At 35.5% G+C, this 24176-nt stretch carries 18 protein-coding genes and 1 pseudogene; 6 read left to right on the top strand and 13 right to left on the bottom strand.

The features are described from left to right. Nucleotides 1-435: 435 nt before the first annotated feature. The 7 genes from F6K27_RS12390 to F6K27_RS12360 all read right to left on the bottom strand — a co-directional run bounded on the left by F6K27_RS12390 (nucleotide 436) and on the right by F6K27_RS12360 (nucleotide 6844). Nucleotides 436-1125: an ATP-dependent Zn protease gene (locus F6K27_RS12390; RefSeq protein ID WP_287276450.1), complete on the bottom strand. Its 690-nt coding sequence runs from the start codon at nucleotides 1123-1125 to the stop codon at nucleotides 436-438. 162 nt (nucleotides 1126-1287) lie between these two features. Further along, the gene (locus F6K27_RS12385) at nucleotides 1288-2028 is read right to left on the bottom strand and encodes a peptidoglycan-binding protein (protein ID WP_287276448.1); all 741 of its coding nucleotides are present in this window, start codon (nucleotides 2026-2028) and stop codon (nucleotides 1288-1290) included. Nucleotides 2029-2120: 92 nt separating this feature from the next. Next, entirely contained in the window at nucleotides 2121-2345 is a 225-nt protein-coding gene (locus F6K27_RS12380; protein ID WP_124144251.1) for a peptidoglycan-binding protein, read from the bottom strand. Nucleotides 2346-2372: 27 nt separating this feature from the next. Beyond that, complete coding sequence (locus tag F6K27_RS12375; RefSeq protein ID WP_124144250.1) at nucleotides 2373-3314, bottom strand: peptidoglycan-binding protein; 942 nt, start codon at nucleotides 3312-3314, stop codon at nucleotides 2373-2375. A gap of 1203 nt (nucleotides 3315-4517) precedes the next feature. After that, nucleotides 4518-5420, bottom strand: a complete 903-nt coding sequence (locus tag F6K27_RS12370) for a D-alanyl-D-alanine carboxypeptidase family protein (RefSeq protein WP_287276446.1) — start codon at nucleotides 5418-5420, stop codon at nucleotides 4518-4520. 88 nt (nucleotides 5421-5508) lie between these two features. Next, complete coding sequence (locus tag F6K27_RS12365; RefSeq protein ID WP_124144248.1) at nucleotides 5509-5811, bottom strand: DNA-binding transcriptional regulator; 303 nt, start codon at nucleotides 5809-5811, stop codon at nucleotides 5509-5511. Between the two features lie 619 nt (nucleotides 5812-6430). Further along, nucleotides 6431-6844: a SufE family protein gene (locus F6K27_RS12360; protein WP_124144247.1), complete on the bottom strand. Its 414-nt coding sequence runs from the start codon at nucleotides 6842-6844 to the stop codon at nucleotides 6431-6433. A 461-nt stretch (nucleotides 6845-7305) separates the two neighbouring features. Here F6K27_RS12360 and typA point away from each other — a divergent pair, with 461 nt between their 5' ends. From typA to F6K27_RS12340, 4 genes are all read left to right on the top strand, one after another. Further along, complete coding sequence (typA, locus tag F6K27_RS12355; RefSeq protein WP_287276444.1) at nucleotides 7306-9096, top strand: translational GTPase TypA; 1791 nt, start codon at nucleotides 7306-7308, stop codon at nucleotides 9094-9096. 384 nt (nucleotides 9097-9480) lie between these two features. Then, nucleotides 9481-10455 carry a nucleotidyltransferase gene (locus tag F6K27_RS12350; RefSeq protein ID WP_287276442.1) on the top strand — a complete coding sequence of 325 codons (975 nt, stop codon included), beginning with the start codon at nucleotides 9481-9483 and terminating at the stop codon, nucleotides 10453-10455. A gap of 1 nt (nucleotide 10456) precedes the next feature. Next, nucleotides 10457-11596, top strand: a complete 1140-nt coding sequence (locus F6K27_RS12345) for an SAVED domain-containing protein (protein ID WP_287276440.1) — start codon at nucleotides 10457-10459, stop codon at nucleotides 11594-11596. A 34-nt stretch (nucleotides 11597-11630) separates the two neighbouring features. Continuing rightward, complete coding sequence (locus tag F6K27_RS12340; protein ID WP_287276438.1) at nucleotides 11631-12527, top strand: Rpn family recombination-promoting nuclease/putative transposase; 897 nt, start codon at nucleotides 11631-11633, stop codon at nucleotides 12525-12527. 71 nt (nucleotides 12528-12598) lie between these two features. On the opposite strand, the pseudogene F6K27_RS12335 reads toward F6K27_RS12340, so the two are convergent. Beyond that, nucleotides 12599-12880: pseudogene (locus F6K27_RS12335) on the bottom strand (choice-of-anchor K domain-containing protein); the annotation flags it as partial. A gap of 142 nt (nucleotides 12881-13022) precedes the next feature. Between F6K27_RS12335 and F6K27_RS12330 the strand changes: the two are divergent. Both F6K27_RS12330 and F6K27_RS12325 read left to right on the top strand, forming a co-directional pair. After that, entirely contained in the window at nucleotides 13023-13499 is a 477-nt protein-coding gene (locus F6K27_RS12330) for a hypothetical protein (RefSeq protein WP_287276436.1), read from the top strand. Nucleotides 13500-13604: 105 nt separating this feature from the next. Continuing rightward, nucleotides 13605-15476: a tetratricopeptide repeat protein gene (locus F6K27_RS12325; RefSeq protein WP_287276435.1), complete on the top strand. Its 1872-nt coding sequence runs from the start codon at nucleotides 13605-13607 to the stop codon at nucleotides 15474-15476. Between the two features lie 286 nt (nucleotides 15477-15762). Here F6K27_RS12325 and F6K27_RS12320 read toward each other — a convergent pair whose 3' ends face one another. The 5 genes from F6K27_RS12320 to F6K27_RS12300 all read right to left on the bottom strand — a co-directional run bounded on the left by F6K27_RS12320 (nucleotide 15763) and on the right by F6K27_RS12300 (nucleotide 23931). Then, a complete protein-coding gene (locus F6K27_RS12320; protein ID WP_287276433.1) occupies nucleotides 15763-17628 on the bottom strand; it encodes a hypothetical protein in 1866 nt (621 codons plus the stop codon). A 629-nt stretch (nucleotides 17629-18257) separates the two neighbouring features. Continuing rightward, the gene (locus F6K27_RS12315) at nucleotides 18258-19022 is read right to left on the bottom strand and encodes a polyprenol monophosphomannose synthase (RefSeq protein ID WP_124144242.1); all 765 of its coding nucleotides are present in this window, start codon (nucleotides 19020-19022) and stop codon (nucleotides 18258-18260) included. Nucleotides 19023-19720: 698 nt separating this feature from the next. After that, nucleotides 19721-21526 (bottom strand): LA_3751/LA_3752 family putative glycosyltransferase, encoded by a 1806-nt coding sequence (locus tag F6K27_RS12310; protein ID WP_287276431.1) that lies wholly within the window; start codon nucleotides 21524-21526, stop codon nucleotides 19721-19723. A gap of 723 nt (nucleotides 21527-22249) precedes the next feature. After that, the gene (locus F6K27_RS12305; RefSeq protein WP_287276429.1) at nucleotides 22250-23368 is read right to left on the bottom strand and encodes a DegT/DnrJ/EryC1/StrS aminotransferase family protein; all 1119 of its coding nucleotides are present in this window, start codon (nucleotides 23366-23368) and stop codon (nucleotides 22250-22252) included. Between the two features lie 131 nt (nucleotides 23369-23499). Beyond that, complete coding sequence (locus tag F6K27_RS12300; protein ID WP_287276427.1) at nucleotides 23500-23931, bottom strand: hypothetical protein; 432 nt, start codon at nucleotides 23929-23931, stop codon at nucleotides 23500-23502. Nucleotides 23932-24176: the final 245 nt, after the last annotated feature.

The following is a 24176-nucleotide window of genomic DNA, read 5'->3' as shown; positions in this document are numbered from 1 at the left end:
GTAAACAATTTCAAGCTATAAACTGTAAATTATCAATACCATTACAGACATCCTTAAAACTTTAAGGTTTAGCGATCGCCTAATTTATGAAAAATACAGCTCATACAGTTACTTTTATATTACATTGCAAATATCTATGTAACATGTAAAGATGCCAGCGCTCATTGCTATAATATAATATAGTCAGGACTTACAGACCTGCAGCGTATTTTTGTCTTAAGCAACCTACAGGGCAGCAATTTCAAATCATAGTTTTTCGTACCTCATGCATAACTCCTGATAGTGTTTTTATTTGAGATGTAAATCTAGATTGAGGTTTTTCTGATCAAAAAAGCGCACTGTTCCAGTACCCTATATCCTGATGTTTTCCCACCTTTACTATTCCCTATTTAATAGTACTTGGTTTCCATATCCCAGATAAAAAGGCTATAAGTCTCATGTCCGATCTGCAGAAATATGTTCCTCAATAGTTTGATAACATTCAGATACAGAAGCTTTTTGTGTCATCGCAGTCACTAATGCTTGATAAGCAGATTGATGATTTTCGATTAAACTTCGTGCTTGCAAGGATGCCCAACTTTGTTTAAGTTTAGATTCTGTAGAGCGCTTTAATTGTGTTAAGATTACTGTAATTTTTGCCCGGTCTTCTGCCCCACCCTCAGCGTTACCATAAACTAAATCTTCTGCAGCAATACCCGCCATCCAGACCGTAAAATATTGGTCTATAGCTTGTTCAGAAACCATACCCCTCTGTAACTGGGCAGCCAACTTTTCGTCATTAAACCTAACCCCACCCTGAGCAGACTGACCTTGCCGAAATGCCTCCCATGCACTGAGAGCATACCCACTAACAGGGATATCTAACAAATAAGCTACCAAAAAATGTCCAGCTTCGTGACTAATAATCCGGTTGCGTCTTTCTGAGGATGTACCTTCCACTAAGTCTACAATAATCATACTTGCCTGACCTTGCCATCCTAATGTATCTATAGCAGCTAGTACCATCACAGAAAAAGTAGCGATCGCTGGTATTACTGGGGATATATTAAAAATTGGTCCTAGTAAAGCAGACATTGTCATTATAAAAATACTAATCGCAATAATATTCAGGGAAGTTTGTCTCATATATTGAATTTATAGTAGTTATTTCTCATTATTATAAAACAACATTTAAGTTATATTCTATATTTTTTAAATACTATAAAATCAACAAGAATTAGGTTTTCAGAGTAAATTTTTAATGACAACTAACCAAGGTTTGCCCTCTACCTCAATGTTCAATTCAAACTACTCAATCCCTAATTTTCTATAAGTTTCAGGACCAACAACCCCATCAACTGTAATTCCTTCATTGGTTTGAAATTTCCTGACAGCAGCTTCTGTTATTGGTCCATAGATACCCTCAACGTCACTATCATTATTAAGATAACCACCTTCTTTCAATTTCTTCTGAATTCGACGAACGTCTCCACCCCTCATAAAAGGACTAGCTAATCGCAGAATTCGCAGTCCTGGGTCTCCTCCAAAACCTTCTGAGGGAGAAATACTGAGTTTACTTGCCGTTTCCAGTCCATATAAACCATCAGCATCAATTTGATCGTTGAGATGGTTCCTGTTCCAAAGAGTTTGAAACGCTTGAATTTCCACATTCGCAATGGGAATTCCAGGAAAAGTAAAATGAACTACATCCCCCTGACCATAGCAAGTCCAGCCTTGAGCTTCTAAATAAGGTCTCCAACCACTCCAGTCAGCAACATCTAAAGCTAAACCACTTTCATGACTACTACTTCCTGGTTGTGCAACAGCTTGAAAACCGCAGGGATTTCCATATTCAAACCAGTAACGCAATAGATATTGTTGAGCACAAGTGCGATAGGCTGAGTTAATCCCCATTGTGGTGCCTCGGTTTTGGATCGCTCTTCTTAGTGCATTTTTGGCAGCTTGCTGTAATAAAGGAAATTGCTTTGGATCAATGGAAATATTAAGGTCTGAAAAATCTACAAGAGTTCCTGGGACAACGTTATTCACTTCAGGCAGAATTTGACGGGATAACTCATAAGCAATTTTTGTTCATAGACAAGGCGTAACGTTTTTTAGCATTTGCATTTTGTGTTTTTCCTTTATTCAATTGTTTCTAAGTGTAATAAACCTAATGCGTGCAAGGCCATTAAACTAACAACTCCGTCAGCCGCTAACCCATCAGCATCTTGAAAAGATTTAACAGCTACTTCTGTTGCTGCATCAAAATTACCAGTAATTTCTCCTTGATAGAAAGAAAATTCTTTGAGTCTTTCTTGAAGACGTTTTACACCTTCACCTGATGAACCCATTGATAAAATTCCCATTAGTTTTTCTCCTTACTTAATCCAAGTTTAATCATTATCTATACCTAGTGCTGAACGGGTTGCTGAACCAACAATTCCATCAACTACCAACCAATTTTGTTGTTGAAACTTTTTAATGGCTGCATCTGTTTGAGGACCGAAAACGCTATCAATTCCATCTTCTAGATAGAAACCGCGATCAACTAACGCCTGTTGTACTTCTCTAACATCTCCTCCTCTCATATAAGGTTCTGTTAAAAATAACAGAAGTCCACTTACTACAGGAGCAACAATAATATCTGGAATTAATGTTTCTTCACTGATTACTAAACTCCTCACATTCAAAGGTAAGTTTAAGCTCCAGTTTCCTATGTCAATTATTTTCCGGAAAGCATCCATTCGATAAACGGTTCTATTTAGAATTCTGATGGAATGATTAGCTAACCATTCTCGTCGAACATTGATGTAGTTAGAAATCCAAGGGTGCTCTCCAATCTCAGAAGGATGACCATACCTTTCAATTGTGAGATCGCGCATTCGTCCCCAGGAACCATGAATTGTACTGTCATAAACAACTGCAGTCCCTAAAGCAGTTTCAATACCAAGTGAAGTCGCTCGGTTAATCGCAGAAGTCCAATAAACCCGATCAAAGAAAGCATCTTGTGTGTCTATCATCACATCGTCTTGTTTGCCTGCTTGACGCAAAATTCTATGTAAATTTCTATCGTCACAGAGAGTTCTATCCTGTTGTTTTAAACTTTTTAGATAGGGAGACAATTCATCAGCAAACTTTGCTCCATCTGCTTCTGTATAAGCTTTGATTAACAAGTAGAGATTACCACTATTGATCGTGGTCTGGGATTTTCCATAGGTTAATCCACCAGGGTCTCCTGGAGCACAAACAACTAAAGAATAATCTCCCACAACCCTGCTAGTTTCAAAGATATTGATGATAGCTTGGGCTGTTCTTTTTTGCAAATTACTCAGCATGATTTACTGTTCCATAAAACTGATATAAAGCTTCACATCAAGTGAATTTTTAATGCTTACTTCCTGCTGCAACCGATGCTGTCAGCGGTATCTTGTCCATAGAAATTTACAGTCAAGCCAACCGCATTTTTGAGATCGATAGAAGCTCAAGTTTCTATCAACCGACAGTCCGAACTCAGGATAGTTATATTTTCTGAAGTTGAAGAGAATATCCGGAACCTGCCCGCTAGTATTTTGTAAAGTTAGTTTTGATGGGTTAATTTTCCTCTGCAGTCTCTATCCTTTCTGCTCCCCCTGCTCGTCTCAACCCATCAATTCAAAGCTGACAGACCACTAAGAGAACCGTTTACCTATAGCGCTACGCGCATAGGGGAGCCGTCGGATTGGCGACGTACAGAAGTTAGTAGGGGCGTTAATGTAGTTGTGCGCTAGCTAATGGCCATTTGCTAACGTAGAGCTGCTGCTTTACATGTTGCGGATCAAAACGCCCGTATAAAAGTCAGAAGTAATCCCTGACGCTCGTTTGAGCATTTATAGCGCTGTGCGCAGGCAACAGGCAACAGCTCCGGAAGGGGGAATAAATTGCCGATCATATAAGATTTTAGCTATTTTGCCCTTCCTGCAATTTGTAAATATACCAGCGCTTATTGCTATATAAACGTCCTAACGTATTTGCGTAGTGCTATAAATTAAGTTTTAGCTCAAAATTATTTGCTAATAACTGATTATGAACAAAAATTGGCGTTGGTGATTTTGGCTATGATTTTTTTAAATGGCAATCGCCTAAATACTAATTAAAAAGCATTTTATACCTTATAAATTTAGCTTTCATCGCTTGATTCACCAACGCCCAAAAATTTAAAATAAATCAATATTTCTTGATAAATTAATTTAAAGGATGATTTAAAGTTGGGCGTTGGTGAAAAGAGGTATGATATCATGTCCGGATAAGAGCGCGATAGAACTCCGTGACCTTTACGCGACCAAAAAACTTTCTCCTTCTATTCGGGGTTTCTGATTATTTCTTCCCTCCTAAGGAAGTCCGACTGACTTCCCCTCCAGGGAGGGGCGCGCGGGTGGGTTGACTCCTAAAGAATTAAGATGAATATCATACACGCACTTTACCAACGCTTAAAGTTGCCAGAAGTTGAGTCTGGCGATCAAGTTTTCAAGCAACTTTCTGACAGGAAGTTTTGATATTACTTAATTCTCAAGATTACTTAAATCCTGATTCTCAGTTTGTCGATCTTGTTCAAGTGACCTAGCTTGTTCAAAAGTTTCTGAACTATGACTATCACCTACAAAGCGCCAATGCCAGGGTTCATAACTAATGCCTTGAGGATTATCTCTCGGAAACGATAACTCAAAACCATAGTTACCTGCATTTTCTTGCAACCATTGGAAAGCTTTTGTATTTTCAAAACTAACTTTGAGATAACTATCTGGTACTCTAGCATCTCCAATATCAATGGCATAGCCTGTATGATGTTCACTATAACCGGGAGGGGCACTAACTTCGGCTCGTTGATATGTTGCCTGTCCTCGCTTTGCCTTTAGCTCAAAAAACAAATACTCTTGATCTGCCAAAGTTCTAAACCCGGAAATAGGAACTAAATTAATATTTGTCGCCCAAGCTGCATCTGTCATAGCATTAAATCTTTCTGCTGCATTTGAGCGGAGTCTGACATTTTGATTACCAAAAACTGGTGTTAGTTCCTGCCAAGTTGCCTCTTTATATGGCAAATGTCCAAGAATATTTTCTTGCTGCTGGATAGAAGGAGTTGGAGATGGTGAGGGGGTTTCTTCTACTTCTGTAGGAGTTGCAGATGGTTCAACTAATTTTATGCCTAAATTTTGTTTGATTTGGCTAACAAAAGCTTTGTCTTGAGTTTGATGAAGTTGGAAGTGCAAACCAATACTAATCATCAGAGCGATCGCCCCTATACCTAATAATTTCCAAATCTGCCATTTTTTCTGAGACTGAATAGGTTGCTGTTTTGGACTTTCGTATTCATCTCTTACAGCTTCTGGAATGTCATCTACTGACAATTTCGGTTCATCTGGAGATTTTTTCTTAAATAGACCGAGCTTATTCAAAATTTTCACTCCTGCACTTTCACTGAAATCATACTTTACTCAAGGCAAAATTAAAATTTGTGCCGATCACTTGCTGATTTTTTAATCACCAATTTCATTAATGGCCAGTTGCTGATTCTGCACTTTTTACCTCACTTGCTCCATTATTATTGTCGATCATTTTTCTTGGTCTACCTGGTTTGCGCTTGTGGCGTTGACTAATGGACTTGTCACTAGCTACTGCTAATTCTTCTGGAGTACATTTTAAAATATCCAGAATTTCTAGGTACTTTTGGGGAGTCATTGTTGGTTCTGTACGCCCCGTTTCCCAGTTACGAACACTGGTTTCGCTTATTCCTAGTCGATCTGCTACTTCTGCACGGGTAAGCCCCGCACGTTCTCTCAGGGCTTCCATATCCATATCTTTTATGTTTCCTCCAGCAATCATCTACAGTATAAGTTTTTTTGAAAACTAATTTAGAGAATTAATTAAACTACCTTATTCTAAACTTGTTAAAATAGAATTGTCTAGGTTTTTTTAAAAAAAGACTCAATTTATTATTTATAGTGTATAGTGTCTGGTTAATATCCTCGCCGGCCATCAATCAAACAAACTAAGTTGTTTAAAAGATTCAGGGCAGGTTGACACATTTTTGGAGGACAAAAGTTTAACTAAAATTGTTGAAGAGTGGATAGACTCTATACCGGAAACAGAAATTGAAAATGCTAAAAAATTAATAGAAAAGTCGTCCTAAAAGGGTAAGGCTTGAGACCCATTTTTTCGGTCAATGGGGATTACTCTCCCACCGATAGCATCCCATACAAAGTGCAGGTTTGTTTCATTGTCGGTTAATATATTGTGGGAACGGAGAGCATACTTACTATATTTTCATAAAAAAGTCAATTATTTGTGTTTTCAATTATATATATTAGACTTCTCCAAAAATTAAAAATAAAATCAATTCTTATCAATAAATTGTCAATTACTTTTCCCTATTCCCTATTTTATGGAGATGTCTATTAGATCATCTTTAACTAAGTTATTTTGAATATACATTAGCTTGACTTTTCATCATTTGAAAAATATTATAAAAACCATTAGCACGGGAAGGAGTCAAACTTACTGCTAAACCTGTTTCTTGAATAAAATCTGGAGTGATTTGCTCAATTTCTTCAGGAGTTAATCCATTAATTCCCTCAATTAATAAGGCCACTAATCCCTTCACTAACTGAGCATCAGAATCACCTTGATACCAAACCTTACCATCATTTAAATTGGCAGTAATATATACCTGAGATTGGCAACCATAAACCTTGTTTTCTGGTATCTTTTCAGCTTCTGGAAAATCAGGTAATTTTTTTGCGTACCAAAGCAGTTGTTCATAGCGCAACTTATTAGAAGATGCCCGTTGGAATTTTTTAACAATACGTTCTAATGATGGTGGTAAAGCCATAGATAGCACTCAAACAAATAAAAGTAATTGTGTAATCAATTAATTATAACAGATTTTTTGTGCGAAGTAAATTGTAGAAAATCTTAAATAAATCTTTAATTAAATATCAGATTTATTGGCAAAAAATACAAGCTTAAGGAATGAATAAATAAATGAACTTGCTATTTAGATTAGATGCCAATTTTTATCTATAAAAGGTATAAAAATAACTATCAACTCAAAGAAGCTATCAAAAGTAAATTACATCACTTTTTATTTGTGAACTAAAGTTTATACTTAATATGAAAATACTTATAAATGAAAATAAGTAAGTATGAATGCTAATGAAATTATTATCAATATAGTAATAGTAATAGTGAGACTTGAAAATAATTTGAAGATTACACTTAGCCCATCTTTGTCTTCTGTCAGGTACAATAGTTAAATAAACTTAACACTAATAGTTGTAATCAAAACTTCTTATGTCTCTTCCTATTCGCAACGTAGCCATCATCGCCCACGTTGACCATGGCAAAACAACCCTAGTTGACTCACTCCTCAAACAATCCGGTATCTTCCGCGAAGGGGAAGAGGTTCCTGATTGTGTAATGGACTCCAACGACTTGGAAAGGGAACGTGGGATTACAATTCTTTCCAAAAATACTGCCGTAAGATACAAGGATACTCTAATTAATATTGTTGATACCCCCGGTCACGCTGACTTTGGAGGAGAAGTAGAACGAGTCCTGGGTATGGTTGACGGTTGTTTGCTCATTGTTGATGCTAATGAAGGCCCAATGCCTCAAACTCGCTTCGTCCTCAAAAAAGCTCTGGAAAAAGGATTACGGCCCATAGTTATCGTCAACAAAATTGACCGTCCCCGAGCTGACCCCCACGCTGCGGTGGATAAAGTTCTAGACCTATTTATAGAACTGGGAGCAGATGATGACCAATGTGACTTTCCCTATCTGTTTGCCTCTGGTTTAGCAGGTTACGCCAAAAAAGACCTGGATGTAGAGTCTACAGATATGCAGTGTCTCTTCGATGCTATTTTAGATCATGTCCCACCACCAGTGGGAGACCCTGAAAAACCTCTACAGTTACAGGTGACAACTCTCGACTATTCAGAATATTTGGGCAGAATAGTTGTAGGTCGGATTCACAATGGTGTGATTAGGTCTGGGCAACAAGCAGCAATTGTCAAAGAAGATGGGAGTATTGTCAAATCAAAAATTTCCAAACTAATGGGGTTTGAAGGTCTGGCACGCATTGACATTGAAGAAGCTGCTGCTGGTAATCTTGTGGCAGTTGCTGGATTTAGTGATGCTAATATTGGTGAAACTATTACTTGTCCTAATGAACCTCAAGCACTACCTTTAATTAAAGTAGATGAACCTACTCTGCAAATGACTTTCTCTGTAAATGACTCTCCATTTGCTGGTAAGGAAGGAAAATTTGTAACTTCTCGACAAGTACGCGATCGCTTGATGCGAGAGTTAGAAACTAATGTTGCATTGCGAGTAGAGGAAACTGACTCTCCAGAGAAATTTTCTGTTTCTGGTCGTGGGGAACTACACTTAGGTATTTTGATTGAAACCATGCGTCGAGAAGGTTATGAGTTTCAAGTTTCCCAACCTCAAGTTATTTATCGAGAAGTAAATGGTCAACCATGCGAACCATTTGAACTTTTAGTAATGGATGTTCCTGAAGATGCTGTTGGTGGTTGCATCGAAAGAATAGGTCAGCGCAAAGGTGAAATGCAGAATATGCAGGTGGGTACTAATGGTCGTACTCAGTTAGATTTTTCTGTTCCTGCTCGTGGTTTGATTGGTTTCCGGGGTGAGTTTATGCGTCTGACTCGTGGTGAAGGTATTATGAACCACAGTTTCTTAGATTATCGTCCGTTTATTGGTGAAATTGAAGCACGACGCAATGGGGTAATTATTGTATTTGAGGAAGGTGTGGCAACTTTTTATGCGTTGAAAAATGCTGAAGACCGTGGAGTGTTTTTTATTACTCCTGGTACGAAGGTTTATAAGGGTATGATTGTAGGAGAGCATAACCGTCCTCAAGATTTGGATTTGAATGTGTGTAAAACTAAGCAGTTGACTAACCATCGTTCTGCTACTGGGGATGAATTGGTGCAGTTGCAAACGCCTGTGGATATGAGTTTGGAGCGAGCGTTGGAATATATCGGACCAGATGAGTTGGTGGAGATTACTCCTGAGTCAGTTCGGTTGCGGAAGCTGAGTAAGAAGTTGGTGAAGAGGTAAATACAGTTATCAGTCAACTGAAATTGGTTGATTGGAATAATAATTATTCTGAAAAAAAGTGCGGATTTTATTGATTATTTATTTGTCAATTTAATCCGCACTATTCAAGGTTTTATTAAAACCGAAATATGAATTATTTTGTACAAATAGCCAATAATTTCCGGATGGGAATATATCTAAAAATTCTTGCTTTTGTCTTTATTATGGCTTATTAGGAACAGAAGTGATTTTACTTTCAGTATTTATAGTTTTATTATTGTGGAGAAAGTAGTCTGGTAATCTTGTAGATGCAATGATATTTACAAATAAATCTCTTTCATTGTCAGGAGGCTAATTACCAAAATCACTACTTGTGTAACACTACAGATTTCCATCACTAAAATTATGGCAAATCTACAAACTCAATTTAATAAATTTCATGACACTATCAAAATAGATTTTGATGATAGCCAACTATTGCGCGATAAGAGAGACTTAATTGTTAATAATTTAAAAAGTGGTTTAGAAAGGTTATTTCCCAGATGTACGCCTACATTTGAATTCTTTAACCAAGGAAGTTATAACTTGGCAACAGGAGTAGAACCCCTTCCAGGAGATGACTATGACATTGATGTAGGCATAATTTTTAATTTTTCAAGAAGTGATTATAAGCCAGTTGAAGTCAAAAAATGGGTTTGCCATGCTCTAAAGACAGGCAAAAGAACAGTTGAAATAAAAAGACCTTGTGTAAGAGTCCAATATCATGAGAATAGTCAAAAAGATTTTCATGTCGATCTGGCTATTTACTCAACTGAGAGGAATTCTTGGGGAAACGAAGTAACTTATATTGCCAAAGGCTTAATCAATTCATCTGAAGATAAGAAAATTTGGGAATTGTCTGATCCTTTCAAGCTTAAAGAGCTTTTGAAGTCTAAAATTGCTGATAGTTCAGATAGAGACCAATTTCGTAGAATTATAAGGTATTTGAAGAGGTGGAAAGACTGTAATTTCTCTTCAGTTAGAGGACGACCTACAGGAATAGCTTTAACTGCTTGTTGTTATAATCTTTTTACAGCAGAAAAAGATGATAATTATGGAACTTATACTTACTCTTACCAATACAATGATTTGAGGGCTTTACAAATGGTTGTCAACGGAATTATTGGAATGTTTTCTTGGCAAAACCAAATAAGTGTGAAACTTCCTGTTCAACCCTATAACGACCTTTTTGAAAAAATGACTGATAATCAAATAGAATTGATGAAACAAAAATTAACTATTTTGCAAAAAGTCTTAAATATAGCATCACAAGAAGACAATTCTTGTAATGCGTGTACTGCTTTAAAACAAGTATTTGGTAAAGATTTCCCCAGTACATAAAATGGCAAAACGAAAACCTATTCCTGAAACAACAAAATTACAACTGTGGGTAAAATCTGCAGGGCGGTGCGAATTTAAAGGATGCAATACACCTGTTTGGTATAACGGTCTAACGTTAAGTAAAGGTAATTTTGCAGAAGTTGCGCACATTATTGCTTCTAGTAAAGATGGTCCCCGAGGAACAGACCAGTCAGAAGAAATGCAAGTGGATTTTGACAACCTAATGCTTTTATGCAAAAGTTGCCATAAAGAAATAGATGACCATCCAGAAAAGTACCCAATTGAATTATTACGTTCTTGGAAACAAGAACATGAAAATAGAATAGAGATACAAACGAACTATCCAGAGGATATATACAAATCTACAGTATTAGTTTTCTCTGTGAATATTGGGGATAGAACTGTTCCTATCAATATTGAGGCTGTAAGAAATGCAATGTTTCCCAAATTTCCGACAGATACTAAAGGAATAAAAATAGAAGAACAAGATTTTGATCGAATGGGGACACCTGAGCAATGGCAAGCATTTGCAGAGACTAAGATTAAGCGTAGAATTTCAAGATATTTGGATGAAGGTGTTGATGATGTAAAAATAAAACATATCTCTCTATTTGGAATATCACCTATGCCTTTATTGATGTATTTGGGAAAATGTATAGGTGATACAGTTCCAACAGATATCTACCAATCTCATAGGAATATAGAAAATACAAGCAAAACTTGGTCTTGGCAAGAAGAGACTATTAGTGAGATTAATTACTTTGTTTCTTGCGAAAAAGAAGGTCAAAGCGAAATCGTATTTCTAAAATTGGCAATCAGCGACTCAATTGAACGTGATAAATACGAAAGTTTGCTTTCAAGTGATTGTAGTATTTACCAGATAACTATTTCTGAACCTTCACCGCATTTCTTAAAATCAAAAAGGCAACTTGAAATCTTTAGCTATGAGTATCGTAAGTTGCTCAATGAAATTCAGGCCAGACACGGACACAATTGCATTATCAATATTTTACCCGCAGTTCCCGTATCAGTGGCAGTAGAGTGTGGAAGAGTTATTTTGCCTACAAAAGATCCAGAGATATACGTGTGTGAATACTATGGTAATCAAAAAAAATTTAAAGTTGTACTCCGAGTAAATTAGAAATTATTAATTATGAATTTGGAAACAAAATACTATGAAATTTGTTAGTCCTAAAATTGATTATGCTTTTAAAAAAATATTCGGTTCAGAAGAAAGTGAAGATATCTTAATTAGCTTTCTGAATGCAATTATTTATGGGGGTGAAAAAACGATTCAGTCTTTGACGATTGTTAATCCTTTTAATCCTGGTAAAGTTATCTCATTAAAAGATACCTATTTAGATGTTAAAGCTGTTTTATTCGATGGTTCTCTGGTGATGATTGAAATGCAAGTAGCATGGATGGGAGCTTTTAATAAACGGGTAGCTTACAATTTAGCTAAAGCTTATGCTAATCAGTTAGACAAAGGAGAAAAGTACCCTCTACTAAATCCAGCGATCGCTGTGACAATTACAGATTTTATGTTATTTAAAAAGAGTGAGAAGGTAATTAATAAGTTTGTGTTTAAAGAAGAGGAGAAAAATTTTGAATGTTTGGATAAAGAACTGCGACTAATTTTTGTGGAATTGCCCAAATTTAAGAAAAGTTTGTCTGAGTTAGAAAGTTTGAGTGATAAGTGGATTTATTTTCTCAAAGAAGCTAGCAGTTTAGATGAGATACCGGAGAATTTAGGAGAAGTTTCGGAAATAGAAAAGGCTTTAAATATTGCCGAACAAATTAACATGACACCGGAAGAGTTAGATATGCTTGACCGCCGAGGAATGATGCTTCAAGATGAAAGAGGACGGATAAGTTATGCGGAGGAAAAAGGGGAAAAAAAAGGGAAATTGCGGTTAATAATGCGTCAAATTCAAAAGCGTTTTGGAGAAATTCCAGAGGCAATAAGTAGTCAAATTGAAGATTTATCTGTTGAAGATTTAGATGACTTAGGAGAATATTTTTTAGACTTAAATAGTCTGGAAGATTTGTTGAGTTGGTTGCAGGAACATTAGTTTTTAAGCATTCAGCGTTCAGCATTAAGCTAAGACTTTTTCAGCAAACCCTATTTATCAATTCTTTCCCCCTACTCCCTACTCCCTTTTCTAACATTTAATGAAGCTGTTAAGTAAATACCAAATAAACCCAGAGCAATTATTGTTTTGGGTTCGGTATCAGCATATAATACTGTATTTGCTACTGAATCTTCTGGAGAATTAAACACACTGAAAAAAGTATTACCACCGTCACTAGAAAAACCAGCTAATTTCAAGGTGTAATCTACTCCAGCAAAGTTAAAAAAATCATTTGTCAGACCATTAGCAGTAAAAATAAGTCTATCTCCATCTAAAACTGGGTCGTTGTAAATGAGTTATTAATTATTAATTATTGAAAGGGCTTATGCAGCAGCTCTATTTGTATTTGCTAATATTATTAAACTCTATAATTTTCCGGAAGCGATATTTTAGGATAAGAAGCTACTTTTAACTATCTAAAAAGGACTCTGGAAAATGGAACCTATAGAATTGACGGCAGTAGCGATCGCCTACCACTTTTTAACTAAATATGTGGAAAAAACAGGGGAAGGTTTAGCAGAAAAGACTACCGAAAATTTGGGTAAGTTATGGCAAGGGATAAAAACAATGCCTGCGAATACTTTTGCTGCTTTGAAACCTGCACGGGAAAATCCTTTTCCTGGAGATTTTGAGCAAGCGATACGGGAAATGGAGGCAGTGGCAAATCAAAACCCAGAACTTAAGCAAGATATTATTGATGTGGTTGCGGTTGCTAAAGAGGAATATCCGGAATATGTGAAAAATCTTGAGGCGAAGTTGGAAGAAATAAAGTCTCAAGGGATAACTGCTGAGAAAATTAATGCTTTGTTTCAGGGAAGCACTATTACTGGGGGCGTTGTAGGTAATACTGGAAACTTTATAGGTAATACTGGAACTACTATTGAGGGTAATGTTAACTTCAATCAAATATGACTGCCGCCGTCGGGATGGGCACCGACAAAGAAAAGTACCCAATCTCAACATCCTAACCAAAAATACAATATTCCTGGGGAGGAAGGTTTAAATAATAAGGTTTTTGTGGGAAGGGAAAGGGAACTTGCCCAACTCCACGAATTGCTAAAAAATCATCAACGGGTTGCTATTGCTTCTATTTCTGGAATGGGAGGTGTTGGTAAAACGGAACTTTCCCGTCGATACGCTCATGCTAATAAGTCTGTTTACCCTGGTGGTATTTGTTGGTTGGAAGTATCTGCGGGAGATGTGGGTATTCAGATACTGAGGTTTGCTCAGAATAATCTCGGACTTATTCTACCGGAGGAGGAAGATTTACAGGGAAGGTTGCGCTACTGTTGGCAAAATTGGTCTGAGGGGGAGGCGTTACTAATATATAATGATGTGACTGACTACAAAACTCAGGTAAAGCCTTTTTTGCCTCCAGACTTTTCTCGGTTTCGGGTACTGCTGACTACCCGTAAAAGTTTTGGCAAGGCATTTCGGGAGTTGCCTCTGGATGTGTTGCCACCTTTGGCAGCGATGCAGTTGTTAAAGTCAATATTGGGTAGAGATAGAGTTTTGCAGGAACCCTGGAAAGCAAGGGAGTTGTTGAAATGGTTGGGTTATTTGCCTCTGGCGATCGAATTGGTAGGGCGGTATTTGGATGAATATTGGGAGTCTTTGAATAGAGATAATTCAGCTTTGACAAAAATGCTCCAGCGTTTACAGGGAAAGAGTCTGGAACATCGGGCAATGTCTGCTAATGAGTTGATTAATTATCCTCATGGTGTGGCAGAGGCGATCGCTTTGAGTTGGGATAGGTTGGATGCTCAGACTCAAGAAATAGGTTTGAGCTTGGGGTTGTTTGCTTTGACACCTATTCGTTTGTTTTTGGATAGGATGAAAGATGATGAAGTGTGGGAAATTGCTCTTGGGGATCTGCTAAATCTCCATTTAGTTAAGAATGTTGAATCTGGGGTTTATAGTTTGCATCCTCTGGTGCGGGAGTTTTTGCAGATAAAATTGAGAGAAGATCCAGAAGCGGATGAGTTGAAACGTGGTTTTGTTGTGGGGATGGTGGGGGCGGCAGGGAAAATTCCCCAGAATATTACACTGGAGCAAGTAAAGGAACTTGAAGTTGATATTCCCCATATTATGGAAGTGGCAAAACATTTGATTGAGTATTTGAGCAATGATGATTTGATTATTCCTTTTATTCAACTGGTTAGGTTTTATGAAGCTCAAGGATTTTACTCACAGGCAGAAACTTGGTTAGTCAAGTGTAAAGAAATAGCTGAAAAATTTTTAGACAAAGATAATACTGATGTTGCGACTCTATACAACAACCTGGCAAATTTATATAATTCTCAAGGGAAATACCAAGCAGCAGAACCATTGTATCAACAAGCCATAGAAATCGTCAAAATCGCCCTGCCTCCTAATCATCCCTGTCTTGCCTCCAGTCTCAACAACCTGGCAAATTTATATAATTCTCAAGGGAAATACCAAGCAGCGGAACCATTGTACCAACAAGCCATAGAAATCGATAAAATTGCCCTGCCTGCTAATCATCCATCCCTTGCCACCCACCTCAACAACTTGGCAGGATTATATCGTGCTCAAGGGAAATACCAATCAGCGGAACCATTGTACCAACAAGCCATAGAAATCGATAAAATTGCCCTGCCTGCTAATCATCCATCCCTTGCCACCCACCTCAACAACTTGGCAGGATTATATCGTGCTCAAGGGAAATACCAATCAGCGGAACCATTGTATCTGCAAGCTTTAGCTATTTTGTTTTCACAACTAGGACAAGAACATCCTAATAGTCAGACTGTTTGGCGGAATTATCTCAAATTTTTGCAGCAAGTTGCCAGGGAAAGTCGTCAACAGGAGTTATCAGATGAAAAGAGTTTGCAGATTTTGTCAGAAATGGAGAATGAAGCAACTTAGGAAGGCAGAAGGCTTTTTTATAACTGATTATCCGGACATGATATAACTAGGGCTTACCGTTCTAATCTCAAAGCATTGACAACTAAAGGTTTGAGCCTTCTTAAATCCCCAAAAAGTGCGCTGGTTTTAGTCTAAAACCCTCAAAAAGTTAGCATAAAAGGCAAACCTTCGGACAGAAAAATTGAGGGACAATTCTTACTCCTACCTCCTCGCTCATTCCCATTTCTCCTGTCTCCTGTCTCCTGTCTCCTACCTCTACTAAAAGACTTTTGAGCGCAAACCCTAACTATTCGCTCTTATTTGAACAAGATTTTTCATAATGAACTGTTTTTTCAACTGTTTGTATTTCATTAGGAGGTACAGTTCTTTCATCCATATAGTAAATAATCAAACCATCTAATTGTTTTTTACCTTGATGAGTAGAATTCCATTGACGACAGAGATAAGCTGCATAATGAGGATATAATTTTTTTCCTACTGCACGGTTAAGAGTAATCAAATAAACTCGCCATTGAATTGTTTCATAAAGTTCTTGGCGCTGTTTAATATTTGGTTTATCCCAACTAATTGGTTGTTTTTCTGCTAAAACATTGACTGTACTTCCATTTTTTAATTTACCTTCAATGACGTGCCAACCATCATCTCTTGGCGGCGCCGGAGCAAAAATACTCCATGTTTGATCTAAACGAGTCATGTAACCAATAGGATGAATATATTGAAGAGTTCGTCTATTTAGTAGTTTATGACTAGCTGTAATCCAATCATTTTTCTGCTCTTGACGCGAAGCATAGGTTTGTTTGACAAAACTTCTAAAATTCCACATCGTAGTAAGTATAAGTAAAGTAATAGTAATAAGGTTGAAAATTAAGGAAGGGCAAACTTCAATTGGTCGAAATTTTAAAGGTGCAGTAAACTTGCCTGCAAATTGACGATTAGAAGCAATTGTTTCATAAATTTTAGTACCTAAAGATTTTAAAGGTTGCCATTTTAAGATAGGTACAAGAAAACGAAATAAAGGAGATAAACTCACTACATAAATTATTCCTTCCCATTTGAAGTAACGATTTTTTTGCCAATCTTCTACTACCCAAGAATTTTCGGCTAACATATCCTCATAAATAGATGGATAATCTTGTGCAATTAATACAGGGGTTTTCGGCAAAATTAAGAAGGTACGCAATAAATAAACTACTTTTTTACAAAAACCACAATCAGCATCGTAATAAATGGTTAATCCTTGACGTTGTTGATTTTCTATTTTTTGTTCTGCTTTATCCCAAATTACACTAGGTGTTAATGCTAACCAATTACAGATACTTAGATAACTTAAAATGCCGATGTGAAAACATAGTTCAAAACCAATATGTAATAAGACAAAAGAAACAATTGCTATACAACGAAATAAAGCATTCCGAAAAGGGATAAATATGATTAACGGACCAACCCACTCAAAAATCAGTGCAGAAATAGTCAGTAATTTTAAAATTTCTTGAGGAAAACTCAATAAAAATTGACCAAATGCTGTGGAATATTGGTCAAAACTTAATGAGTAATAAACAGCGTCTCCATCAGGCCACCAAATGTCACTTTTGGTTTTAAAAGCTGCCGACCAAATATAGATATAACAAAGTTGAATTAAAAAAGCTAAAGTTGCTCCACTGCATACTCTTTTAGGTAAAGGATTACGGGCAGAATTAAGGGCACTATCTATTGAATAACAAGCACCTAATGGTAAAAACATTGACCAAAAAAGCATTGCCCGCAACACATGATCTGCGGCAAAAATTAATACTGGATTACGATTATTTAGAGAGATTATTAATGCCCAAGTAGCAATAGTTGCTAGTCTGGTACGATAACCGAATAACATAGCTAAAGCAAAGAATATAGCTACCGCAAATATTAATCCTTGTATGAAAGGATGACCGCTAATTAAATTAATTGACCAATCCCAAGGATTAAGCATATCGATTAGAGCAGAACGTGGTAAAAGTCCATTATCAGTATAATGAGCATTTAAAGCTTGAGAACGAATAATTATATCCGTAAGGGTCATTAACGCTAAACCAATCCGAAATATGGCAAGCGATCGTAAATCTAAACCGATAATTTCATCTAATTTTAAAAGAGAAAAAATTTTTGACTTAGTCATAATTTACCTAATTATTAATTATGGGTTTACTGAAAAAGTCTTTTAGTAGGGGGTAGGAGACAGGAGAAAGGAGACAACCCACCCCTAACCCCTCCCAGGAGGGGAAGACAGGAGAAATGGGAATGAGCGAGGAGGTAGAAGTAAGAATTGTAAGAATGATTTTTCTGCCCAACTTTTGCCTAAAATACGCTCCTTTTTGAGCATGAATAGCTGATAAATTTGCACTTTTTTCGATTCCAAAAAGGCACTTTTTTTTATTTGTCAATGCTTTTATATTTAATCAGCAGAGCAATAATTATGGTTTATTAAGCGATTAATTATCAAGAAGTTTTGTACAAGACAGATTAGCAAAACTACCTATTTTGGCGTTGGTGAAGCGCGTGTATGATATTAATCTTAATTATTTAGGAGTCAGGAGAGAAGAAAGAAGAAGAAAGAGTAGTAAAAGGAGAAAGTTTTTTGTTCGCGCTCTTATTGGAAGGACGGTTTTAACGAGAGGTAATTATCAATTAATTAACCTGTACCTCATTTCCCCGAAATATACTGTAACTTCTGACTTTATTTCCCCGAAATATACTGTAACTTCTAACTTTTTATTTTTGACTTTTGACTTTTGAATTTTGACTTCGTTAAGCTTCTTTTTGCCGCCAAAGTCGCCAAACTGTTGTTACATAATCACGTCCTTTATCTAAATAATCTAACAAATTAATCCCTGTTTTACTTTCTCCTGTAGTGCGAGGTACACAAACATAAGGTACTTCTACCAAATGATAACCTAAACGAAAAGAACGACATAATAAATCAATACAATATTCTCCATAATCACCTTTTAAAGGAATTTTCTTTAATACTTCACTTCGTGCTGCAATAAAACCACTGGTATAATCATGTACTTGATTACCCAGAAATAACATCGCATAATTATTGATAATCCAGCTTAAGATACGAGCCATCATACCATGAGCAATATCTTTTCCACCTTTTATCCAACGAGAACCTACTGCCACATCTGCATTCCCTTCTCTTATTACTTTGACTAACTTAGGTACATCTTCTGGTGGCATAGATAAATCACAATCCATCCAGGTAATAATTTTAGCATCATAAGTAGCGATCGCTTCATTTATTCCTCTTTGAATTGCTGAAGTTAAACCTTTTTCGTCAATACGTTTAATTAATTCTACACCAGATTTAAAACTGTCATCTTGAAGAGAAAGGGGGTAATTATGGGCAATTTCTTCGACTATTTTCCAAGTACCATCTGGAGAATTATCATCTACGACTAAAATGAGATAAGGATGAGGCACGCTAGCTATTAAAGTTTCAATTAAAGGACGAATATTATCTTTTTCATTGAAAGTAGGTAAAACAGTGCAAACTAATTGATTAGACATAATTTTTTTTTATTTTTTTACTATTTTGGTAAGCATTTCCTCCGGAATGCTGCGCAAACAGCCGTCAGCATTCAGCCATCAGCTATTGCTTCTTTTTAGTTCTAGATAAAAGCTTTACTAATTGAATGAGAATTAAATTTTACTATAAAAGCAGCTTTTAAAGTCTATATATTAAATTCCCCTTATAAGAGCTGAGATCTGGCAGCTAATAGCTAAATTCTTACCTATTTTGAAAAACTTAATTGCTTTAAGCTGTTGCGCATTTAAATTGGAAATTATAGATATAGATTTTAAAAAGAGTGTTCTGGTCAAGTCTCATTAATTAGGCATAATAAAATTTTTCATTTCTGTGTCTTATATCATCTCCTTTATTTCCCTATTTTCCCTATTTTATGTTCCCTTTAAACTTCATATTTACTATTTCCAAAATAAATGTATATAGCGTTTCTTAAATTAGTGAGATACAGTTGTTTTTCTTTTTGGTAGTCCTACATAGTAATGGTAGATGAGGATGAATAGCGCTGCTTCATGGGAGCAAAATGCTCCCACTACCGTTTCCTTGACCAACATAATTACAATAGACCACCATTACAATGCACCACTACCTTGTTTTTTTATATCCCCTGTTTATCGAATTACTACTCCCTACTCCCTAAAACAAACGAATTTTGTACCTCACCAATATTAGAATTGCTATCTTAACTTATTTCAACAATTTCTCCTTGATAAATAGGATATTTACCATGGGTTCCTAAATTATTTAACTTCACCTGAAATAATTGATTATTTTGACTAAATTGAAGTTTTTCAGTGGCTTCTGTTAATGGACGACAGACACGATGGGGATAACAAATGTAAGTGAATTTATCTAAGCTTTTTTGTAACAATGCTTGAGCTAAATTTAATAAATCTTTGCTTTCTTCAGCACGAAATAATAAAGTTTTTGACGGCAAAGAAAACTCTAATGCTTGGGCTGCGTGTTGATGAGAAACAGCAACCACAGGGTCAGTATTTTTAGCTAAAAACTGAATTGTCGGCTCAATATCTTTACTGTTTTTATTTATGTATATTGTTCCTAAATATAGGTTTTTGTATATGCCTAAAGCTACAAAAGTCAAAACAGTAAATAAAGCAACATAATAGAATATAGTTGATGAGAAATTTTGAAAGTATTGTAATTGTTCAATCACCATCAAAGAAATAAGGGGGAGAAGGATTAATAAATATCTTGGTCCCCATTGTTTTCCTCCAACTGTAAATTCATCAGGTGCTATATCAACTAAAAGAGATACTCCTACCACAAAAAATAAACATATCAAATAAATAATTGTTATCTGATTATTCACTTCTAAACTTGTTTTACTCATGAAATAAAACCATAAAATTGTTGCTATCAAAGGAATAAACCATTTTTTTATTTTATTTTTTAGTTCTCTTACACCTCCTTTGATGAATTGAAATCCTGTTATTATTATGCCTATTGACACAAGGGCAGCAATCATTAAATTAACATTCAATAAATCAGGAGAATTTTCTATGCCAAATAACAGAATGTAAAATATAGGAAAAATGGTTAGAGGAAAATATTCTATTAAAGACTTAGTTAAAAATTGAATAATTATTTTAAATTCTTCGATTCTTCTTGATAGGGAAAATTCTTCCAGCACTAACAGAGAATGAAGACCTAAAAAATATCCATAAATAATTTTGTTAGTTACTAAAAAAGCACCGACAACCAAAAACATACTGATTAAGTAGAAAAATGGTACTTGCAAATTCAGATATAGATCCTGCCAGTTAAAATTGTTGGGATTTGTTAAAACTGCTAGTAAATTATTTTGAGAAAATGCTTGTAAAATAACAACTATTGTCAAAGCACCAACCATAGCAAAAAACTCAGATCTAACCCAAACCGATAATCCAACTAAACATCCAGTGATGATGACATTAAATATAGACATTTGAGGGATAAAGAAAAAACTCATTCCCGCAAAACAAAGGGCAATAGCTAATGTATGTTCCCAATACATCGCACTATATAAAGTTAGATTTGAAGCAAAAATTAGAGCAATTAATCCTAGATTTGTATTAATAACGTTAAAGTTCAAAGATTGACAAATTAAATTAAAAGTTATCCAAACAACCCAGGTAGAAACTACAGGAATCAGATATAAACCTCTATAACCAAAAAGTTTATAGAAAGGCGCAGTAATTAAAGAAAAAGTAAAGGGGAAAGAAATGTAGTAGCGATTATTTAAACAAAAAACAAACGGTTTTTCATAGGGATAAAGTCCTTGATTCCAAAGTTCTTTCACCCATTTTTCTTCAGATGGAATTAAGTCAAAACGCAATTTACCACTACTTAATTGTTTTGCTAATAAAGCTTTTAGTCCAGAATCACCATTAAAAAATGCACCATAAGCGACTTGAGAAAATAAATACAAGGAATAAATAATTCCTGCTAATATTATTAGCCAAGATAATTGTTCTTTGATAATTATCATAAATTTGTCATCCATTTATAAAATAAGGAAGAAGGAAGAAGGAAGAAATAAAGAAGAAAAAAAAGGGTGGGGAAATTATATAAAGAGGTAGCTTCTACCATTGGAGAGAGCTAATTTTAAAGTAAGCATTTCCTGCGGAATGCTGTGCAAACAGCTATTAGCGGTCAGATAGCCTCCTGCAGAGGAACTGGGTTATCAGCAATGAAAATAAACATAAATAGCTAAAGTTAGCTGATGATTAATCCTTTTCCCAGGCTTTTAATTATCGCTCAATCTTAATTTTAATTCCTCGTTTAAATACAATAAATGATGAAATTTCATGGCAGAATGCTAGCGACTGAATGGTTAAAAATTTAAGCATAAATCTCTACCTTTCCATTTTGTATAATTCTTTTTTTAAATTGGTATAAAACCTACGACTTGAAAACCTAATACCAATTCTCAAAAACTTTGCTCTACTTGAAATTTCTATTTCTAAATACTATTTATTGACGTGATGTAAGCCTTTAATCATCTTTGCTATTTTGAGGCTTATTTTGACACTTTCCAAATATAGCATTACTCTTGATAAATGGTATAATATCGTGTCCGGATAATTAGTGATGAAAAAACTTTCTCCTCTTTTTCCCTCCTGACTCGGTCTTCCTGACTCGGTCTTCCTCCTTTATTATTTATAACTATTCAACCGGACATAATATAACACCTAAATACCTATTAATATAATTAAGCAAAAATTGTTTTTAATGATTTTACAACTGTTTGTATTTGTTGGTTATTTAAAGCTAAACCACTAGGAAGATAAAATCCACGTCTTGCTATATTTTCAGCTACAGGGCAAGATTCTTGCTTAAATAATCCCATTTTTTGGAATACTGGTTGTTCGTGCATACACCAGAAAAAAGGACGAGTACCTATTTTTTGTTCGCGCAATTTTTTCATTGCTTCTTTAGCATCAAAAGAAACAGAATCTTTGAGTACAACCCCATAAACCCAGTAAATATTATCAGCATATTCTGTTTTTGTCAGAGGTAATTCTAATTCAGAAACATCTGCTAAAAGTTCAGTATAAAGTTTACCCATATTTCGCTTACGCTGGATAAATTCATCTAACCTTTCTAATTGTGCCAAACCTAATGCTGCTTGTAGGTTAGTCATGCGTAAATTCCAACCTAATTCTTCATGGATAAAACGTTGTTGTGGTTGAAAACAAAGATTTCTCAAAGACCGACATTTTTCAGCTAGTATTTCATCATCAGTAACAATCATTCCTCCTTCACCAGTCGTAACGTGTTTATTAGGATAAAAACTAAAAGTACTCAATTCTCCAAAACTACCACAAGGTTTACCAAAATAAGTTTGTCCGTGCATTTCTGCTGCATCTTCAAGAATTTTTAAACCATATTTTGCAGCTATTTCTAATACTGGATTCATATCTACTGGTAATCCATAAATATGAACCACCATAATAGCTTTAGTTTTCGGAGTAATTTTAGTTTCCAATTGCTTAATATCAATATTCCAAGTAGTAGAATCACAATCTACTACAACAGGAATTGCACCTGCTCTAACAATTGCTGCCGCACAAGAAATAATAGTAAAAGTAGGTAGAATAACCTCATCTCCTTCACCAATACCTAAAGCACTAATTGCTGCATCAATTGCCATTGAACCATTACAAACAGCAATACCATATTTTCTACCTACACGATTCGCAAAAGCTTGTTCAAATTGTTTAACAAAAGAGCCTTCAGAAGAAATCCAACCAGTATCAATACATTCATTCAAATATTGCTTTTCTTTTCCCTTTAGTAAAGGCTCATTCACAGGAATAAATTCTGTCATTTTTCTTTACCTTACAATTTAAATTTATACGAAATCCGCTTTAATATAACTATATTAAAAATATTCAAAACATTTGTATAAAGCGGATTAAGTAATTTAGGCAATCAGTCTATAATCACCGGATTTTGGTATTATGCTAGAACTTGTTCTCGACTATTATCGCTTCGTTCAAAGCGGGTTTTATCAAGATTTCCTACATAAGGGCCTTGTTTTACTTCAATCATTTCTACTTCTTCTAACATCTTGAAGCCGTGTCCACCTTTGATTAGTAAAATAACGTCTCCTTTATTTAAAATGTGGCTTTCAAGATATTCCTGTTGGTCATTGTAAAAATCTACTAGTAATTTTCCTTCCTTGATTAGTAAAACTTCTTGAGTATAAAAAACTTCTCGCCTTACCATATTATGACGATGAGGTTGAATTTCTTTGCCTTGAGGGTGTCTCATGTAAGCTAGCTGTTGAGAATAGTTATCTGGGGTGAAAAAATGAATTCCAGGCTCTCTAAAATCAGCCGGAATAATCATCGCTAATACTTCATTGTGATACATGATTTGTTTAATCATAAGTAAATATCCTGATCATGTAATTTTATGATTTTGTGAAGCCTCAATAAACTTGATATATACATAGGACTTACACAGTACAAGGTATTTCCCTCCAAAGTGACCAACAGGGTTTGTGGAGCAGTCCGCAACGGACAGCAATCTCAAATCCTAGTTTTTCCTACCTGACGCGTAAGTCTTGTATAAATTAGTTTGGCTTCCTCATTAATAATACCACAAAAATTCTAGCCTAATCGTTCATTTTT

This window comes from Okeania sp. SIO2F5 (assembly GCF_010692685.1).
Lineage (GTDB): Bacteria > Cyanobacteriota > Cyanobacteriia > Cyanobacteriales > Microcoleaceae > Okeania > Okeania hirsuta.
The sequence above is the reverse complement of the archived record's forward strand: the minus strand, read 5'-3'. Positions and strand labels throughout refer to the sequence as shown.

Coding starts and splice junctions, on each gene's coding strand:
- F6K27_RS12345 (WP_287276440.1), top strand. CDS start 10,457: ATGGCAAAACGAAAACCTATTCCTGAAACAACAAAATTACAACTGTGG.
- F6K27_RS12305 (WP_287276429.1), bottom strand. CDS start 23,368: ATGACAGAATTTATTCCTGTGAATGAGCCTTTACTAAAGGGAAAAGAA.
- F6K27_RS12380 (WP_124144251.1), bottom strand. CDS start 2,345: ATGGGAATTTTATCAATGGGTTCATCAGGTGAAGGTGTAAAACGTCTT.
- F6K27_RS12310 (WP_287276431.1), bottom strand. CDS start 21,526: ATGATAATTATCAAAGAACAATTATCTTGGCTAATAATATTAGCAGGA.
- F6K27_RS12340 (WP_287276438.1), top strand. CDS start 11,631: ATGAAATTTGTTAGTCCTAAAATTGATTATGCTTTTAAAAAAATATTC.
- F6K27_RS12375 (WP_124144250.1), bottom strand. CDS start 3,314: ATGCTGAGTAATTTGCAAAAAAGAACAGCCCAAGCTATCATCAATATC.
- F6K27_RS12300 (WP_287276427.1), bottom strand. CDS start 23,931: ATGATTAAACAAATCATGTATCACAATGAAGTATTAGCGATGATTATT.
- F6K27_RS12365 (WP_124144248.1), bottom strand. CDS start 5,811: ATGGATATGGAAGCCCTGAGAGAACGTGCGGGGCTTACCCGTGCAGAA.
- F6K27_RS12350 (WP_287276442.1), top strand. CDS start 9,481: ATGGCAAATCTACAAACTCAATTTAATAAATTTCATGACACTATCAAA.
- typA (WP_287276444.1), top strand. CDS start 7,306: ATGTCTCTTCCTATTCGCAACGTAGCCATCATCGCCCACGTTGACCAT.
- F6K27_RS12320 (WP_287276433.1), bottom strand. CDS start 17,628: ATGACTAAGTCAAAAATTTTTTCTCTTTTAAAATTAGATGAAATTATC.
- F6K27_RS12360 (WP_124144247.1), bottom strand. CDS start 6,844: ATGGCTTTACCACCATCATTAGAACGTATTGTTAAAAAATTCCAACGG.
- F6K27_RS12330 (WP_287276436.1), top strand. CDS start 13,023: ATGGAACCTATAGAATTGACGGCAGTAGCGATCGCCTACCACTTTTTA.
- F6K27_RS12315 (WP_124144242.1), bottom strand. CDS start 19,022: ATGTCTAATCAATTAGTTTGCACTGTTTTACCTACTTTCAATGAAAAA.
- F6K27_RS12390 (WP_287276450.1), bottom strand. CDS start 1,125: ATGAGACAAACTTCCCTGAATATTATTGCGATTAGTATTTTTATAATG.